The sequence below is a fragment of the Pseudomonas sp. P65(2024) genome (assembly GCF_057480955.1).
This window is the reverse complement of sequence record NZ_JBLIYX010000006.1, coordinates 135,182-151,089: the sequence shown is the minus strand read 5'-3', so window position 1 is coordinate 151,089 and position 15,908 is coordinate 135,182. Positions and strand designations below refer to the sequence as shown.

Sequence of the window (15,908 nt, the reverse complement as noted above, 5' to 3'; positions counted from 1 at the left end):
GCTGCCCCTAAACTATCGCGCAACTGCGCGTCTTGCGCGCGCCGCGTTTTCCTTCAGGAGCCCCATCGATGAGCAACATGAACCACGAACGTGTCCTCAGTGTGCACCACTGGAACGACACCCTGTTCAGCTTCAAGTGCACCCGTGATCCGGGCCTGCGCTTCGAGAACGGTCAGTTCGTGATGATCGGCCTGCAGCAGGACAGCGGCCGTCCGCTCATGCGCGCCTACTCCATCGCCTCGCCGAACTGGGAAGAGCATCTGGAGTTCTTCAGCATCAAGGTGCCGGACGGCCCGCTGACCTCGCAGTTGCAGCACCTGAAGGAAGGCGACGAGATCATCATCAGCAAGAAACCTACCGGTACCTTGGTGCTGGATGACCTGAACCCGGGCAAGCACCTGTATCTGCTGAGCACCGGCACCGGCCTGGCGCCGTTCATGAGTGTCATCCAGGACCCGGAGACCTACGAGCGCTTTGAGAAAGTGATACTGGTTCACGGCGTGCGTTACGTCAACGAAGTGGCCTACCGCGAGTTCATTACCGAGCACCTGCCGCAGAACGAGTTCTTCGGTGACGCGGTGCGTGACAAGCTGATCTACTACCCGACCGTGACTCGCGAGCCTTTCGAAAACCAGGGTCGCCTGACCGACCTGATGCGCAGTGGCAAGCTGTTCAGCGACATCGGTCTGCCACCGATCAACCCGCAGGACGACCGCGCGATGATCTGCGGCAGCCCGAGCATGCTCGACGAGACCAGCGAAGTGCTCGACAGCTTCGGCCTGAAGATCTCCCCGCGCATGCGTGAGCCAGGTGACTACCTGATCGAGCGTGCGTTCGTCGAGAAGTAAGGCGAGCGGCAGGCATTAAAAACGCAGGCTTGGCCTGCGTTTTTTTTATGCCTGGAATGTGGGTCTTATCGACACCCCATTACTCCGGCGTCACCTCCAGCACCCGAATCACATCCGGCTGCGGATAATGCCAGCGCACCTGCACATCCCAGAACTTCACCCCATACACTCGTTCGGGCGGTGGCACCTGGTAGGCCGGGCGTGGATCCTGGGCCAGGCACTGCTCGATCAGCTCGACCAAGGGTTCGCCCAGGCGCAGTGCGTGGGTGTGTGCCTGGGGCAGTGCGCTCTCGCTCCATTGCACCCTGATCGGCTCCGGCGCATCACTGGCCATCAGGTTCGATGCCTCGGCGACGCTGTCCGCATACGGCACGTAAGGCTTGATATCCAGCACCGGCGTACCGTCCAGCAGGTCGATCCCCGACAGCAGCAGACGCCCCGGTTCGACGCCTTCCAGGCGCACCACTGACTGGCCGATGCCATTGGGCCGGTGGGTGGCCCGGGTGGCGAACACCCCCATGCTCTTGTTGCCGCCCAGGCGCGGTGGCCGCACCTTCAGGCGTGGCTTGTTTTCCAGTGCCTGGTGGAACAGGAACAGCAGCCACACATGGCTGACCTGTTCCAGCCCTTCGACGGCATCGCCCTGGTCAAAGGGCGGCAGCAGCTCCAGCACGCCACGGGCGGCCGGCGCCAGCTGGGGCTGGCGCGGGATGGCGAACTTTTCCTTGAAGCAGGAACGGACGATGCCGACCGGCGAGACGCTATGCTGCATCACGGCTCAGCCGCGCACGCGCAGGGTCAGGCCCTTGAGGAAATTGCGCAGCAACTGGTCGCCGCAGGGCCGGTAGTTGTCGTGGCCGACCTTGCGGAACAATGCGCTCAGCTCGGGCTTGGACACCGGGAAATTGACTGACTTGAGCACTGCGTGCAGGTCGTCTTCCTTCAGCTCGAAGGCCACCCGCAGCTTCTTGAGTACGGTGTTGTTGGTCACCGGTACTTCGATCGGCTGCGGTGGGCGGCTGTCGTCACGACCGCGACGGTGGATCACCAGGCCGTCGAGGAAGTGCGCCATGACCTTCTCCGGGCAGCGCACGAAGCCAGGCTCCTCTTCTTTCTTGACGTAGCCGGCGATGGCCTCGGCGGAAACTTCCAGGCCCGAGAGCTTGATAATCTCGGCCAGCTTCTGGTCGTTGGCCTTGAGCATGTAGCGCAGGCTGCGCAGTACATCGTTGTGGTTCATTGCAGCGAATCCTGTTCTGTTGCCGTGTCAGTCTTTGCGCGGCGGTAATGCTGGGCTCTGTACGAAATGTATCTGCACTCGCCCATACTGCGTTGAAACGGGGCTCGGAATGCTCATGTACTCCAGTACACTCCGCTTCCCCCCGTTTCGCCTTGTCTGGCCTTCGCGCAGACACATTTCGTACAGACCCTAGAAGCGTTCTGCAGCGGCCACATAGCGCCACTGGCCCACTGGCAGCTTGCCCATCGACACGCCGCCCAGGCGAATGCGGCGCATCGCCAGGACCTTGAGGCCGGCGGTTTCGCACAGTTGTTCGATCAACCCGGGCTGCGGGTTCTTCAGGACCATGCGCAGGTGCTGTTCGTTCTGCCAGCTGGCCTTGGCCTTCGGCAGTTCGACGCCCTTGCGCTCGACACCGCGGGCCAGACGCTCGAGAGCGCCTGGCTTGGCTTCACCGCTGACCTGGACGATGTATTCCTGCTCCATTCGGCGCAGGTCGGCGTCGAGCTTGCGGGTCACCCGCCAGTCCTGGGTGAACAGTTGCAGGCCGCTGGCGCCTGGCAGCAGCGGGGCGACACAGGCCTGGCGGGCGAAATGCCCGTGCAGCGGGCGCACGCCTTCGCGGTGCGCTTCGCTGAGGCTGGCCATGCTCACGCCTGCCTGGGCGCTGGCGACGTCCTGTCCGGCCTGCTGGTTGAGCAGCAGTGTCACCGGTTCAAGCGTTTCGGCACGGGCGCCTGGGAGCAGTTCGATGCGTTGCCCGGCGACCTTGAACTGCGGCTGTTCGACCACCTCGCCGTCGACCGTGACCCAGCCTCCCTCGATGTACAGTTCGGCCTCTCGGCGGGAGCAGCCAAGCTGTTCGATGAGGCGTTTGGAGAGACGAATGGGTTCGGACATGGACACGGGCATCACGCGGTAGGGAAAGCTTTCATTGTACCTGCCTGCGCAGGGTAGCGGCTGCAAATCGATGTCATTTGCGCCATTTCGGAGCGGGGTGGTGGTTTCCTTGGCTTTTGTCCTAGGACGTTGTACGAACTAGCCTCATGTGCAGCAGGGGATAGGGCTGCCCCAGGCCGTCGGTTTCCGAGCGCCCGTACACCTCGAAGCCTTCGTGCAGATAAAAGCCCAGGGCCTGCGGGTTCTGCTCGTTGACGTCCAGGCGTTCGGCATTGAGCTCTCTTACAGCATGCCGCAGCAGGCGTTGGCCAATACCCTGGCCACGGTACTGCGGCGCGACGAAGAGCATGTCGACACGGCCATTGGCCACGCCGGCGAAGCCGAGGATGCGTCGCCTGGCGTCCTTGCAGCAGACCAGCATCACCGCGTCGAGGTATTTGCGCAGCACATGCTCGCGCAGCAGCACGATGTAGCCGTCGGGCAGGAAGTCGTGGGTGGCGCGCACCGACGCCTCCCACACCCGCACCAGTTCGGGGTAGTCGCTCAAGTGGGGCGTTTGCAGCGTGACGGTGGGCGACATCCTGTGATCCTCGGGGCCATTGAGGAAAACATAGATGCAAAAAAATACCCCGCCAGTGGGCGGGGTATCTTCAGGCGAGCATCGCTCAGACGGGCTCGGCCCACATGTCGTACTCGTCGGCATCGACGATGCGGCAACGGACCTTGTCGCCCGGCTTGAAGCCGTGGTCGCCGTCGATGAACACGTTGCCGTCGATTTCCGGCGCGTCGAAGAAGCTACGACCGACCGAGCCCTGCTCCTCGACCTCGTCGATCAGCACTTCGATCTCCTTGCCGATGCGCTGTTGCAGGCGCGCGGCGCTGATCGCCTGCTGGTGGGCCATGAAGCGGTCCCAACGTTCCTGCTTGACGTCGTCCGGTACTTCATCCAGGCCCAGGTCATTGGCCGGGGCGCCTTCGACCGGCGAGTACTGGAAGCAGCCGACGCGGTCGAGCTGGGCTTCGGTCAGCCAGTCGAGCAGGTACTGGAAGTCTTCCTCGGTCTCGCCGGGGAAGCCGACGATGAAGGTCGAACGGATCACCAGCTCCGGGCACTGCTCGCGCCAGCTCTTGATGCGCGCCAGGGTGCGGTCTTCGAAGGCCGGGCGCTTCATCGACTTGAGCACCTTGGGGCTGGCGTGCTGGAACGGAATGTCCAGGTACGGCAGGATCTTGCCAGCTGCCATCAGCGGGATCACGTCGTCGACGTTCGGGTACGGGTAGACATAGTGCAGGCGCACCCAGGCGCCCAGGCTGCTCAAGGCCTCGCACAGCTCGAGCATGCGGGTCTTGACCGGGCGGCCGTTCCAGAAGTCGGTCTTGTACTTGACGTCGACGCCGTAGGCGCTGGTGTCCTGGGAAATCACCAGGATCTCCTTGACGCCGGCCTTGACCAGGCGCTCGGCCTCGCTCAGCACTTCACCGACCGGACGGCTGACCAGCTTGCCGCGCATCGATGGGATGATGCAGAAGCTGCAGCTGTGGTTGCAGCCTTCGGAAATCTTCAGGTAGGCATAATGGCGCGGGGTCAGCTTGATGCCTTGCGGCGGCACCAGGTCGATCAGCGGGTTGTGGTCCTGGCGTGGCGGCACCACCTCGTGCACGGCGTTGACCACCTGCTCGTACTGCTGGGGGCCACTGACCGACAGCACGCTGGGGTGCACGTCGCGGATATTGCCTTCCTCGACACCCATGCAGCCGGTGACGATGACCTTGCCGTTCTCCTTGATCGCCTCGCCGATCACTTCCAGCGACTCGGCCTTGGCGCTGTCGATGAAGCCGCAGGTGTTGACCACCACCACGTCGGCGCCATCGTAGGTAGGCACGACTTCATAGCCTTCCATGCGCAGCTGGGTCAGGATGCGTTCGGAATCGACCAGGGCCTTGGGGCAACCCAGGGAAACGAAGCCGACCTTTGGGGTGGCGGGAGTGGTGGACATGGCTAACCTCGGTATTGAATACAGGTCGCCCGACCGGTAACGGGGGCGATCCTGGCGGACGCTTTTGGCGCCTCTGATCAAAAAGTGCGCAATTCTAGCGAGCGCAAGGTCGCTTTACCAGCAGAAATACGACGAACGCTGCGCTATGCTTCGCGCCGTTGCGCCGGGGCATCCGGGATGGCCCGGCGCGGGTAGGAATTCAACCGGTCTAGATGGCCGTCTGCGGGAGTGGTCGATGGTTCAGGCAAGCAGTCACGCCGAAGGCGGACAGGGCGCGGCACGGCCGCTGGGCCTGCTGGTGGCAGCTGTTGGGGTGGTCTATGGCGATATCGGCACCAGTCCGCTTTACACCCTCAAAGAGGTCTTTACCGGTGGTTATGGCGTACAGGTCAACCATGACGGGGTGCTGGGCATCCTGTCGTTGATCCTCTGGTCGCTGCTCTGGGTGGTGTCGTTCAAGTACGTGATGTTCATCCTGCGCGCCGACAACCAGGGCGAGGGCGGCACCATGGCCCTGACCGCGTTGGCGCGGCGGGCCACGGCGCAGTACCCGCGGTTGCGCATGCTGATGGTCGGTTGCGGCCTGGTCGGCGCCTCGCTGTTCTACGGCGACAGCATGATCACCCCGGCGGTGTCGGTGCTCTCGGCGGTGGAGGGCATGGGCCTGGCGTTCGAGGGCATCGACCACTGGGTGGTGCCGATTTCGCTGGTGGTACTGGTGGCGCTGTTCCTGGTGCAGAAACACGGTACGGAGAAGATCGGCAAGGCCTTCGGCCCGATCATGGTCGCCTGGTTCCTGGCCCTGGCGGCGCTCGGGGTGCACGGCATCTCGCAGAGCCCGGAAGTGCTCAAGGCCTTCAACCCGGGCTGGGCGCTGAACTTCTTCATCGTTCATCCGGGCATGGGGGTGGCGATTCTCGGTGCTGTGGTGCTGGCGCTGACCGGCGCCGAGGCCCTGTACGCCGACATGGGCCACTTTGGCCGCAAGCCCATCGCCCGCGCCTGGTTCGCCCTGGTGCTGCCGGCGCTGGTGCTCAACTACTTCGGCCAGGGTGCGATGCTGCTGCAGAACCCGGAGGCGGCGCGCAACCCGTTCTACCTGCTGGCGCCGAGTTGGGCGTTGCTGCCGCTGGTCGGGTTGGCCACCATGGCCACGGTGATCGCTTCGCAAGCCGTGATTTCCGGTGCCTTCTCCCTGACCCGACAGGCCATCCAGCTGGGCTACGTGCCGCGCATGCAGATCCAGCACACTTCCAGCGACGAGCAGGGGCAGATCTACATCGGCGCGGTGAATTGGACGCTGATGGTTGGCGTGGTGCTGCTGGTGATCGGTTTCGAGTCCTCCGGCGCCCTGGCCGCCGCCTACGGCGTGGCAGTGACCGGCACCATGTTGATGACCACGATCCTGGTGTCGGCGGTCATGCTGCTGCTGTGGAAGTGGCCACCGGTGCTGGCGGTGCCGCTGCTGGTGGGCTTCCTGCTGGTCGACGGGCTGTTCTTCGCCGCCAACGTGCCGAAGATTGTCCAGGGTGGTGCCTTCCCGGTCTTGGCGGGGATCGTGCTGTTCGTGCTGATGAGTACCTGGAAGCGCGGCAAGCAGATCCTGGTCGATCGCATCGATGAAGGCGCGCTGCCGTTGCCGGTGTTCATCAGCAGCATTCGCGTGCAGCCGCCGCACCGGGTGGAGGGCACCGCGGTGTTCCTCACTGCCCGGCCCGATGCCGTGCCCCATGCGCTGCTGCACAACATGCTGCACAACCAGGTGTTGCACAGCCAGGTGGTGCTGCTGACGGTGGTCAGCGAAGACCGGCCCAGGGTGCCGGAGCACGAACGGTTCGAGGTGGAAGCCTATGGCGACGGGTTCTTCCGGGTGCTGCTGCACTTCGGCTTCATGGACGAGCCAGACGTGCCGGCGGCGCTGAAGCTGTGCCACCTGGACGCGCTGGACTTCAGCCCGATGCGCACCACCTACTTCCTCAGCCGGGAAACGGTGATCGCCTCGCGCCTTGAAGGCATGTCGCGCTGGCGCGGGAACCTGTTCGCGTTCCTGCTGAAGAACGCCAACGGCAACTTGCGGTTCTTCAACCTGCCGCTCAATCGGGTGATCGAGTTGGGGACACAGGTCGAGATCTAAGCTGGGTCAGGGCCGCGAAGCGGCCCTTTTCCCTGTCATTTTTCAGCGACGTTGGCCTTTCCCTGGCGGGTCTCGATCTCGCCGATCAGGCGCTTGGCCAGCGCCGGGTAGTTCTCGTCGAAGTGATGGCCGCCCGGCAGCTTCATGCGCTCGCCCACGGCTGTCTTGTCAGTGCAGCCGCTCTCGTCGGTCTCTTCGACGCCATAGATGCACACCACCTTCGCTGCTGGCAACCTGGCCATCTCAGGTCCGGTCGGCGCCTCCTGGCCTTCCTTGCCCAGCCAGCCCTCCACCTCGATCTCGAAGCTGCCGCTGCGGGCGAAGGCCAGCAGGATCACCGCGTCGATACGCTTCTGGTCTTCCTCGGAGAGGCGGTTGTAGATGGCCGGCAGCACATCGGCGCCGAACGAGTAGCCGGTCAGCACGAAGCGCTTGGTGCCCCATTTCTGGCGGTAGTGCTGCATCAGTTCGGACAGGTCGGCGGCGCTCTGTTCCGGGGTCTTGTGCTGCCAGTAATAACGCAGGGTGTCGATGCCGACCACCGGGTAGCCGAGCTTGGCCATCTCGCCGGCCACGTCGCGGTCCAGGTCGCGCCAGCCGCCGTCGCCGGAAAGGAACAGGGTCACGGTGTCGGTGGTCTGCCCGGCCGGAACTTCCACCACCGGGATCGCCAGGGCGTTGCCGTCATGGCCGACCAAGGCCTGGGTCAGTTGGGCCTTGAGCACCTGGGGCAGGTGGATGTCGTAGTCGGCGATGCTGGTCTCGGCGTTGGCCTGGTCGCGCACGAAGGCGGCGCTGGCGTCATCCGGGTTGTCGTTCCAGGCCACGTTCCAGTGGCCGTGGGCGGCGGACTTGGGCAGGGCGACCTGGCAGCCGGGCTGCTCGACGGTAAAGTCCACCGAGATGGCCCGGGCCTCGTCGTCGCCTTGTGCGGCCAGCCAGCGCCAAGCCTGGGCCGCGCCCGGGCCGATGCCGGCGACCAGGGTCGGTTTGTCGGCCAGGCGGGTGAGGGCCTGGTCCATCGCCGCCTGCTGCTTGGCGCAGTCGGCGGGCGGCAGGATCACCTGCACCAGCTGAGCCTCGCCGGCCTGGCTGAGGTCGAGCAGTTGCTTGTCGGTCAGGGCTTGGGCCTGGGGCACGCCGATGGCCACCCGGGCCTTGGCGTGCACGCCGGGGGTGGCGCGGGTCAGGGCACTGCCGTCGTCGAGGGTGAGGTGCTCCAGGCGCGCCTCGGGCGCCGGCCGGGTCCACAGCCAGAAGGCCGCGGCGCCGGCCAGCACGGCCAGCAGCAGGGGAATCAGTACGTACAGCCAATAGCGTCGGATCATCAACGTTTCACCAATCCAGTCAGGCCGCCAGCGATCAGGGCGGCAGTATCAGCCAGTGCCACGAGCGGGTCGAGCCCGGCCGGCACGGCCATGTAGCGGGGTTCCCAGTCCGGCTGGAACTTGTCCTTGAAGCGCCGCAGGCCCTGGAAGTTGTAGAGCTGCTCGCCGCGCTGGAACACCATCGAGCCCAGACGCTGGGTCAAGGGGGCGCCACGGCGTGGCTGCAAGCCGGAGAGAGGGACCATCCCCAGGCTGAATCGGCCATAGTCATGGCTCTTGTAGTGCAGGATCAGGCCGACCATCATGAATTCCATGGTCAGTTTCGGTGCCTCAGGGTGCGCACGCATCAGGTCGAGGCTGGCCAGTTCGTTGCTGCGGGTTTCCAGCAGGTTGGCGAAGGCCACCGGACGGCCCTGGAAGCGGATCAGCGCGATGCGGAAATGCTGCAGGTACTCGGGGCTGAAGCGACCGAGGGAGAAGCCTTTCTCGCGCACATTCTTGCCGTCGAGCCAGGCGTCGGAGATTTCCTTGAGCTCGGCCAGCGGCGCTTGACCAGGCTCGTGGATCTCCAGGCTCAGCCCGTCCCGCCCGCCTCGGTTCCAGGTGTAGCGCAGGTCCTTCATCTCCTTGCCCTTGGCTTCGATGTCGAAGCGCCGCAGGTCGACCCGGGCCTCTTCGCCGAGCTTGATCGCGGTCAGGCCGATGTCCATGTAGAACGGCAGGTTCTCCGCGCGTACCTGGTAGAACACCGGGCGTGCATGATGCAGGTCGCACAGGTCGCGGAACTGCCAGATCATCTCGGCGCGCTCCTGGGCCGGGCCGATCGGATCGTACAGGGCCACCAGGCTGCGGCCACGGCGGGCATACATGAGGAAGGCGTTGTCGTTGGGGTGGAACAGCAGCGCCTTGTCGCCGGTCAGGGCCAGGCCGCCGTCGGGCTGGTCGGAAGCCAGCAGGATGCGGTTGGCGCGTTGCAACTCGTCGTCGGTTGGCAGATGGATGACCGGGCGGGCGGTGCGCAGCAGCCAGGTCAGGGCGACGATCACCAGCAGCACGGCGCTGCCGAGGGCGGCGCGCAGGCCGCGCGGCGCGTCGGCATCGAGGGTGAACTGCCACCACAGCTTGTGGGTGTAGGGCACGTCCTGATAGGCAAACAGCAGCAACCACACCGAGGCACCGACCACGCAGGCGCTGGCTACCAGGTACACCGGCGAGAACGGGAGCTCCAGCAGACGGCTGGGGCGGTAGAACGAGCGGCGGAACAGGGCGAGCAGGGCGGCGGTGAAGCACATCAGGCTGGCTTCTTCCCAGTCGAAGCCCTTGAGCAGCGACAGCACCGCGCCCACCAGCAGCAGCACCGTGGTCAGCAGCCAGGCGGCCGAAAGGCGCCGGCGCAGGCCCTGGGCGAGCAGCAGGCAGAGCACGCCGATCAGGCTGGCACCGAAGTGCGAGGCATCGATCAGGCGGTGCGGAATCAGGAAGCCCATGTGTTCCAGACGGCTGTCGATCTCCGGGGTGGCGCCGGAGAACAGCAGCACCACACCGGAGAGAAACACCAGGATTGCCAGCACCGGCGCGGCTAGGCCGGAGGCGGCGCGGATCGCCTGCTGGGCGACCATCAGGCGCCGGGCCTCGTTGGCCAGCAACAGCACACAGGCCAGCAACAGCGGCAGGACCACGTAGATCAGCCGGTACAGCAGCAGCGCGGCAGCCAGTGGCGCGGCCCCCAGCTGGTTGGCGAAGGCCGCCAGCAGGATCGCCTCGAACACGCCGACGCCGCCCGGCACATGGCTGAGCACGCCGGCGGCGAGGGCCAGCAGGTAGACCAGCACGAAGGCGCCGAACGGCGGCGCTTCCGGTAGCAGCAGATAAAGCACGGTGGCGGCGGCGGCGACATCCAGGGCAGTGATCAGCAGTTGCAGCGCGGTCAGGCGCGCCCCCGGAAGGCGCAGAGTACGACGGCCGAACTGTACCATCAGGCTGTCGGCCAATGGTTGTTCGGGTAGGCGCCGGCGATACAGGCCCATCACCACGGCTGCGGCGGCCCCCAGCACGGCAATTGCAATCCCGCCCAGCAGTGGCGCGGGCAGACGTAGCGCGGTTGCCGCCGCCGGCAAGTCGCTCAGGGTGGCCAGGGCAGCCAGGGGGGGGAGGGCGCATCCCAGCGAGAGGCTGGCAAACACCGTCATGCGCGCGACTTCCGCGGCGCCCAGGCCTTGGCGCGCATAGAGGCGATATCGGACCGATCCGCCGGACAGCATCGACAGGCCAATGGCGTTGCCGATGGCGAAGGCACTGAAGCCGCCGAGCACCAGGATGCGGGGTGGCAGTTGCACGGCCGCATAACGGCTGGCGGACCATTCGTAGCCCAGCAGGATCACGAAACCGATCACGGTGGCCAGTATTGCGCCGATCAGCGAACGTGCCGGTACTTCGAGCATGGCGTCATGCAGCGCGTAGATATCCAGCTCGCTCAGCAGGTGACGGCAGGCAATCAGGCCCATGGCGAACAACACCAAGGTCACTGCCAGCCCAATGGGCTGGCGGTACTTGCTCAGCCGCTCCAGCCAGGGCAGGCGCTGAGCCGCCGTGGGCAGGGCCGCTGTCAATGGCGCCTGGGTTTCGGGAGTGGGGGCGGTCATGGGGTGCCTCGTGCAGTCTGCGCGAGGTGGAGGCGAGGTACGGCCAAGTGAAAGTCCCTTTGGAAAACGTATCCGAATATTACTCCGGGCCGGCGTCTTAATCTGTTTCAGGATAGTTAAAGATAGTTCATTCAGCCGCAGGGTCGGCATGGGAGCGAGGAGGGCGGGGAGGATTGTCTTTTACAGGGCGCTGAATGCAACAAACCCCGCGCTATCTTGCGATAGGCGGGGTTCGTTCTGACGAATATGGTTGCGGGAGCCGGATTTGAACCGACGACCTTCGGGTTATGAGCCCGACGAGCTACCAGGCTGCTCCATCCCGCGTCAGAGGGGCGCATTATACGGATTGGCCGTGAGTTGTCAAGTGCGTACGTTAAGTACAACGTCGCTTGGCTGATCAACAGACAATAAAAAGGCCACTGTCGAAACAGTGGCCTTTTTTTGAATCTGGTTGCGGGAGCCGGATTTGAACCGACGACCTTCGGGTTATGAGCCCGACGAGCTACCAGGCTGCTCCATCCCGCGCCTGTGGAATCGAATTCTACGGATTTTGTACTGGGAGTCAAGCGTTACTGTTTGATTTTTCGAATGTTTTTACTGATCGATAATCAAGAGACAATAAAAAAGGCCACTGTCGAAACAGTGGCCTTTTTTTGAATCTGGTTGCGGGAGCCGGATTTGAACCGACGACCTTCGGGTTATGAGCCCGACGAGCTACCAGGCTGCTCCATCCCGCGCCTGTGAGATCGAATTCTACGGATTTCCTTTCCGGTGTCAAGCATTAATTCAAAAAAATCCTTTTTTGTTCAAACCCTTAGCGTCTCAAATCGGCACGCGGCTCAGTCGCGACGGGGCTTGCAGGCCGATCGTCCCGCGCAGGCTGTTTCGTGGCAGGGGCATGGGATACTATCTGTATGAATTTACAGTAGTGGCTGTCGTCCATGTCCCTGCGCAAGATCATCCACATTGATTGTGACTGTTTCTACGCCGCCATCGAGATGCGTGACGACCCGCGCCTGGTCGGTCGACCCATGGCGGTGGGCGGGCAGCCTGGGCAGCGCGGGGTGATTGCCACCTGCAACTATGAGGCGCGCGCCTACGGGGTTCGTTCGGCGATGGCGTCCGGGCATGCCCTGAAGCTGTGTCCGGACCTGGAGATCGTCAAGCCGCGCTTCGAGGCCTACCGCGAGGCGTCGCGGGAGATCCATACGATCTTTCGCGACTACACCGAGTTGATCGAGCCGCTGTCCCTGGACGAGGCCTACCTGGATGTCAGTGACAGCCAATGGTTCGCCGGCAGCGCCACACGGATTGCCGAGGACATTCGCCGTCGGGTGGCCCGGCAGTTGCACATCACGGTTTCTGCCGGTGTGGCGCCGAACAAGTTCCTGGCCAAGATTGCCAGTGACTGGCGCAAGCCCAACGGCCTGTTTGTCATTACCCCGGACCAGGTGGAGGCGTTCGTTGCCCATCTGCCGGTGGCGCGCTTGCATGGGGTTGGCAAGGTGACAGCGGACAAGCTTTCGCGGCTGGGGATCGATACCTGCCTGTCGCTGCGCGACTGGTCGCGGCTGGCGTTGGTTCGCGAGTTCGGCAGTTTCGGCGAGCGCTTGTGGGGGCTGGCGCGGGGGATCGACGAGCGTGCGGTGCAGAACGATAGCCGGCGGCAGTCAGTCAGCGTCGAGAACACCTATGACCATGACCTGCCCGACTTGAACAGTTGCCTGGATAGACTGCCGGAGTTGCTGGCCAGCCTGAACGAGCGGATTGCGCGGATGGACAGCAGCTATCGGCCCGACAAGCCCTTCGTCAAGGTCAAGTTCCATGACTTCAGCCAGACCACCCTGGAGCAGGCGGGGGCGGGGAGGGACCTGGAAAGTTACCGGCAGTTGCTGAGCCAGGCGTTTGCCCGGGGTTGCAAGCCGGTACGTTTGCTGGGCGTTGGGGTGAGGCTGCGCGATCTGCGCGGGGCGCATGAGCAGTTGGAGTTGTTCGCAGATACATAGAAGAAGGGCTGCAAAGCAGCCCTTCTTCGTATTACTGCGCGCCCGGATCGGCCACCAGGCGCCCGGTGGCCTTGGTCAGTGTCTGCAGGAACTCCTGTTGCAGCTCCGGATCGTTGCGGGTCAGCTCGATCAGGCTCTGCTCCAGTTCACTGGCTTCTTCTTCCAGACCCAGTTCCGACAGGCGCTTCACCCGGTGGACCCACTGGCCGACATCATCGTCCTCGAGATCGTCGAAGATCAGCTCATGGGCCTCGAGCAGCTTGCCGCGCAGGTTGCCGCTGACCAGCAGGCTGGCATCGCCGCGCACCTGGTGGTCCTCGTCGACCACCTGCAGGTGCAGGGTGCCGATATGGTTGAGGTTCTGCTCGGAGAACGGGCTATCGAGCAGGTTCAGGCGTAGCACACCGTTCTTGTCGGTGGTCAGCTCGTGAGTCATCTTGCCGGCTTTGACCTCGACCAGACGTTCGTTCCACGGCAGGCTGATGGACTCCTCGCGCTTGCCCTTCTCAACCTCGTCGATACCGGCCAGGTTCTGCTGGGCGCGACCGTTGGACTGCACGTTCATGAACGGGTTGACCCCCGCCAGGCCATAGCTGAGCCAGTCGTGGGTGACGCTGTCCGGCAGGTTGCCCAGGGCGAACACGTTGACCACGTTGGCACCAACGCCGGCCACCACCGCCACCGCGCCCAGCGGGATCTCGTAGATCTCCCGCCAGGGTTGGTAGGGGGTGTAGCGGTCGTAGCGGCGGGTCACCTCGAACTCGGTGACCTCGAAGCGCTTGAGCTCATGGATGCGTACACGTCGTTGCGGAAGCTCCATCACCTTCGGCTCGCCGACATCGATCTGCAGACTGTGCTCGAGCAGTTTGCGCTCGACGCGCTCCTCATGATCGCTGCGCTGGGACATCTGGTTGGCGCAGCCGCCGAGGAGCAGGGCGCCGCACAGTGCGGCGCCCCCCAGGGTGTAGGTACTTCGCTTGGACATGATCACTCGCGTAACGGGTTATCAGCGGCGGATGCGGGCCTGCAGGAAGGTCAGCACGTCCGAGAGCGGCAGTGCCTGGGCCTCCGATTCGGTGCGGTGCTTGTACTCCAGGTTGCCTTCGGCAAGGCCCCGGTCGCTGACGACGATGCGGTGCGGAATGCCGATCAGCTCCATGTCGGCGAACTTGATGCCGGGGCTGGTCTTCTTGTCGCGGTCGTCCAGCAGTACCTCGTAGCCGGCGGCGGTCAGTTCGGCATACAGCTTGTCGGTGGCTTCGCGGACTACGTCGGTTTCGTAGCGCAGCGGTACCAGGGCGATCTGGAACGGGGCCAGGGCGTCGTTCCAGATGATGCCTTTTTCGTCATAGCTCTGCTCGATGGCGGCGGCAACCACGCGGGACACGCCGATGCCGTAGCAGCCCATGGACAGCACCACAGGCTTGCCGTTCTCACCCAGTACCTGGCACTTGAGCGCCTCGCTGTACTTGGTGCCGAGCTGGAAGATGTGGCCGACTTCGATGCCGCGCTTGATCACCAGGGTGCCCTGGCCGTCCGGGCTCGGGTCGCCCTCGACCACGTTGCGCAGGTCGGCGACCTGTGGAACCGGCAGGTCGCGCTCCCAGTTGACGCCGAAGTAGTGCTTGTCGTCGATGTTGGCGCCGATGCCGAAGTCGCTCATCAGGGCGACCGAGCGGTCGATGATGCACTCCAGCGGCAGGTTCAGCGGGCCGAGGGAGCCTGCGCCGGCACCGATGGCGGCGCGCAACTCGGCGTCGGACGCCATCACCAGCGGATCGGCGACCTGTTCCAGCTTGGCGGCCTTGATCTCGTTGAGTTCGTGGTCGCCACGGACGATCAGGGCGACCAGCTTGCCTTCCTCGGCGCCGTGCACGATCAGGGTCTTGACGGTCTTCTCGATCGCCAGACCAAAGTTTTCCACCAGTTCGGCGATGGTCTTGGCGTTCGGGGTGTCGACCAGGCGCAGCTCTTCGGTCGGCGCCGGACGCACGGTTTCGCGCGGGATGGCCTCGGCCTTCTCGATGTTGGCGGCGTAGTCGGAGGTGTCGCTGAAGATCACGTCGTCCTCGCCGGAGGAGGCGAGCACGTGGAACTCGTGGGAGTAGCTGCCACCGATGGAACCGGTATCGGCCTGCACCGGACGGAAGTCCAGGCCCAGGCGGGTGAAGATGTTGGAGTACGCCAGGTGCATGCGGTCGTAGGTTTCCTGCAGGGAAGCCTGGTCGGCATGGAAGGAGTAGGCGTCCTTCATGATGAACTCGCGGCCGCGCATCAGGCCGAAGCGCGGACGGATCTCGTCACGGAACTTGGTCTGGATCTGGTACATGTTCAGCGGCAGCTGCTTGTAGCTGGACAGCTCGTTGCGCGCTAGGTCGGTGATGACCTCTTCATGGGTCGGGCCGACGCAGAATTCGCGCTGGTGGCGATCCTTCAGGCGCAGCAGCTCGGGGCCGTATTGCTCCCAGCGGCCGGATTCCTGCCACAGTTCAGCCGGCTGGATGCTCGGCATCAGCACTTCGAGGGCACCGGCGGCGTTCATTTCCTCGCGGACCACGGCTTCGACCTTGCGCATCACCCGCAGGCCCATCGGCAGCCAGGTGTACAGGCCAGAGGCCAGTTTGCGGATCATGCCGGCACGCAGCATGAGCTGGTGGCTGATGACCACTGCATCGGCAGGGGTTTCTTTCTGGGTGGCGAGCAAATATTGACTGGTGCGCATGGTGGGCCGTGTCGATTGCCTGAATGTGAAATGACCCCGCATTGTACGGGGGCGAAACGAAAGCGTACAGAATGCAGCAGTCAGGCTTTTC

12 protein-coding genes and 3 tRNA genes are annotated in these 15,908 nt (G+C 64.2%); 3 read left to right on the top strand and 12 right to left on the bottom strand.

Annotated features, from left to right (window positions below; all coding sequences use genetic code 11):
- The first annotated feature begins 68 nt into the window (after positions 1-68).
- Entirely contained in the window at positions 69-848 is a 780-nt protein-coding gene (fpr, locus tag AC25MA_RS11400) for a ferredoxin-NADP reductase (protein WP_028690607.1), read from the top strand.
- Between the two features lie 79 nt (positions 849-927).
- On the opposite strand, the gene tsaA is transcribed toward fpr, so the two are convergent.
- The 5 genes from tsaA to rimO all read right to left on the bottom strand — a co-directional run bounded on the left by tsaA (position 928) and on the right by rimO (position 4,985).
- The gene (gene tsaA / locus AC25MA_RS11395) at positions 928-1,620 is read right to left on the bottom strand and encodes a tRNA (N6-threonylcarbamoyladenosine(37)-N6)-methyltransferase TrmO (RefSeq protein WP_486972031.1); all 693 of its coding nucleotides are present in this window, start codon (positions 1,618-1,620) and stop codon (positions 928-930) included.
- Positions 1,621-1,626: 6 nt separating this feature from the next.
- Positions 1,627-2,088 (bottom strand): YehS family protein, encoded by a 462-nt coding sequence (locus AC25MA_RS11390; protein ID WP_028690605.1) that lies wholly within the window; start codon positions 2,086-2,088, stop codon positions 1,627-1,629.
- 189 nt (positions 2,089-2,277) lie between these two features.
- Complete coding sequence (locus AC25MA_RS11385; protein WP_486972030.1) at positions 2,278-2,988, bottom strand: rRNA pseudouridine synthase; 711 nt, start codon at positions 2,986-2,988, stop codon at positions 2,278-2,280.
- 121 nt (positions 2,989-3,109) lie between these two features.
- Positions 3,110-3,568: a GNAT family N-acetyltransferase gene (locus AC25MA_RS11380; protein ID WP_028690603.1), complete on the bottom strand. Its 459-nt coding sequence runs from the start codon at positions 3,566-3,568 to the stop codon at positions 3,110-3,112.
- An 85-nt stretch (positions 3,569-3,653) separates the two neighbouring features.
- Complete coding sequence (rimO, locus tag AC25MA_RS11375; RefSeq protein WP_050704462.1) at positions 3,654-4,985, bottom strand: 30S ribosomal protein S12 methylthiotransferase RimO; 1,332 nt, start codon at positions 4,983-4,985, stop codon at positions 3,654-3,656.
- Between the two features lie 235 nt (positions 4,986-5,220).
- Here rimO and AC25MA_RS11370 point away from each other — a divergent pair, with 235 nt between their 5' ends.
- Complete coding sequence (locus AC25MA_RS11370) at positions 5,221-7,119, top strand: potassium transporter Kup (protein ID WP_028690601.1); 1,899 nt, start codon at positions 5,221-5,223, stop codon at positions 7,117-7,119.
- 35 nt (positions 7,120-7,154) lie between these two features.
- On the opposite strand, the gene AC25MA_RS11365 is transcribed toward AC25MA_RS11370, so the two are convergent.
- The 5 genes from AC25MA_RS11365 to AC25MA_RS11345 all read right to left on the bottom strand — a co-directional run bounded on the left by AC25MA_RS11365 (position 7,155) and on the right by AC25MA_RS11345 (position 11,826).
- The gene (locus AC25MA_RS11365) at positions 7,155-8,447 is read right to left on the bottom strand and encodes an AcvB/VirJ family lysyl-phosphatidylglycerol hydrolase (RefSeq protein ID WP_207851715.1); all 1,293 of its coding nucleotides are present in this window, start codon (positions 8,445-8,447) and stop codon (positions 7,155-7,157) included.
- On the bottom strand, positions 8,447-11,089 hold the full coding sequence (gene mprF, locus AC25MA_RS11360) for a bifunctional lysylphosphatidylglycerol flippase/synthetase MprF (protein WP_207851713.1): 2,643 nt from the start codon (positions 11,087-11,089) through the stop codon (positions 8,447-8,449). Before mprF ends, AC25MA_RS11365 begins: the two co-directional genes overlap by 1 nt.
- A 247-nt stretch (positions 11,090-11,336) precedes the next feature.
- Positions 11,337-11,413, bottom strand: a tRNA-Met gene (locus tag AC25MA_RS11355).
- Positions 11,414-11,537: 124 nt separating this feature from the next.
- Positions 11,538-11,614, bottom strand: a tRNA-Met gene (locus tag AC25MA_RS11350).
- A gap of 135 nt (positions 11,615-11,749) precedes the next feature.
- Positions 11,750-11,826 (bottom strand) — tRNA-Met (locus tag AC25MA_RS11345).
- A 210-nt stretch (positions 11,827-12,036) separates the two neighbouring features.
- On the opposite strand from AC25MA_RS11345, the gene dinB reads away from it, so the two are divergent.
- Positions 12,037-13,095 carry a DNA polymerase IV gene (gene dinB, locus AC25MA_RS11340; protein ID WP_207851745.1) on the top strand — a complete coding sequence of 353 codons (1,059 nt, stop codon included), beginning with the start codon at positions 12,037-12,039 and terminating at the stop codon, positions 13,093-13,095.
- A 31-nt stretch (positions 13,096-13,126) separates the two neighbouring features.
- On the opposite strand, the gene AC25MA_RS11335 is transcribed toward dinB, so the two are convergent.
- A complete protein-coding gene (locus tag AC25MA_RS11335) occupies positions 13,127-14,080 on the bottom strand; it encodes a hypothetical protein (RefSeq protein WP_486972029.1) in 954 nt (317 codons plus the stop codon).
- 21 nt (positions 14,081-14,101) lie between these two features.
- Positions 14,102-15,817, bottom strand: a complete 1,716-nt coding sequence (locus AC25MA_RS11330; RefSeq protein WP_186597165.1) for a proline--tRNA ligase — start codon at positions 15,815-15,817, stop codon at positions 14,102-14,104.
- Positions 15,818-15,908 lie beyond the last annotated feature (91 nt).